The following is a 1,607-nucleotide window of genomic DNA, read 5'->3' on the forward strand; positions in this document are numbered from 1 at the left end:
ACCCAAGTAGCACGGGGCCCGAGAAATCCCGTGTGAATCTGGCGGGACCACCCGCTAAGCCTAAATATTCCCTGGTGACCGATAGCGGATAGTACCGTGAGGGAATGGTGAAAAGTACCGCGGGAGCGGAGTGAAATAGTACCTGAAACCGTGTGCCTACAAGCCGTGGGAGCGTCGCGCATTGAGTTTACTCAGTGCGTCGTGACTGCGTGCCTTTTGAAGAATGAGCCTGCGAGTTTGCGGTGTGTTGCGAGGTTAACCCGTGTGGGGAAGCCGTAGCGAAAGCGAGTCCGAACAGGGCGYTTCAGTAGCGCGCTCAAGACCCGAAGCGGAGTGATCTAGCCATGGGCAGGTTGAAGCGGCTGTAAGAGGTCGTGGAGGACCGAACCCACCAGGGTTGAAAACCTGGGGGATGACCTGTGGTTAGGGGTGAAAGGCCAATCAAACTCCGTGATAGCTGGTTCTCCCCGAAATGCATTTAGGTGCAGCGTCGTGTGTTTCTTGCCGGAGGTAGAGCACTGGATAGGCGATGGGCCCTACCGGGTTACTGACCCCAGGGTAAGTCGGGACCTAAGGCGAGGCCGACAGGCGTAGTCGATGGATAACCGGTTGATATTCCGGTACCCGCTGTGAAGCGTCAAACATCGAACCAGGCGATGCTAAGTCCGTGAAGCCGTTCCGGACCCTTCGGGGAAAGGAAAGTGGTGGAGCCGACGGACCAGACCTGTAGTAGGTGAGTGATGGGGTGACGCAGGAAGGTAGTCCATCCCGGGCGGTGGTTGTCCCGGGGTAAGGGTGTAGCCCGTTGTGTAGGTAAATCCGCACAACATCAAGGGTGAGACCTGATGCCGAGCCGATTGTGGTGAAGTGGATGATCCTATGCTGTCGAGAAAAGCCTCTAGCGAGTTTCATGGCGGCCCGTACCCTAAACCGACTCAGGTGGTCAGGTAGAGAATACCGAGGCGTTCGGGTGAACTATGGTTAAGGAACTCGGCAAAATGCCCCCGTAACTTCGGGAGAAGGGGGGCCATCACCGGTGATTGGATTTACTCCATGAGCTGGGGGTGGCCGCAGAGACCAGCGAGCCGGTAAGTGAGAGCGCGGCAGTGAGACTGTGGGGGATAAGCTCCATGGTCGAGAGGGAAACAGCCCAGAGCATCGACTAAGGCCCCTAAGCGTACGCTAAGTGGGAAAGGATGTGGAGTCGCACAGACAACCAGGAGGTTGGCTTAGAAGCAGCCACCCTTGAAAGAGTGCGTAATAGCTCACTGGTCTAGTGATTCCGCGCCGACAATGTAGCGGGGCTCAAGCGTACCGCCGAAGTCGTGTCATTCACACAATAGGGCCAACGCCTGTGTGGATGGGTAGGGGAGCGTCGTGTGCCGGGTGAAGCCGCGCCGGAAGGCAGTGGTGGACGGTTCACGAGTGAGAATGCAGGCATGAGTAGCGATACACACGTGAGAAACGTGTGCGCCGATTGACTAAGGGTTCCTGGGTCAAGCTGATCTGCCCAGGGTAAGTCGGGACCTAAGGCGAGGCCGACAGGCGTAGTCGATGGATAACCGGTTGATATTCCGGTACCCGCTGTGAAGCGTCAAACATCGAAC

Annotated in this window: 1 rRNA gene (running past both ends of the window); it reads left to right on the plus strand. The window is 57.3% G+C overall.

Annotation, left to right across the window (positions count from 1 at the left end):
- Nucleotides 1-1,607 (plus strand): 23S ribosomal RNA (locus FGF04_RS42240) (its annotated part extends past both window edges: 216 nt to the left, 997 nt to the right); the annotation flags it as partial.

This window comes from Streptomyces apricus (genome assembly GCF_008369065.1).
GTDB lineage: Bacteria > Actinomycetota > Actinomycetes > Streptomycetales > Streptomycetaceae > Streptomyces > Streptomyces apricus.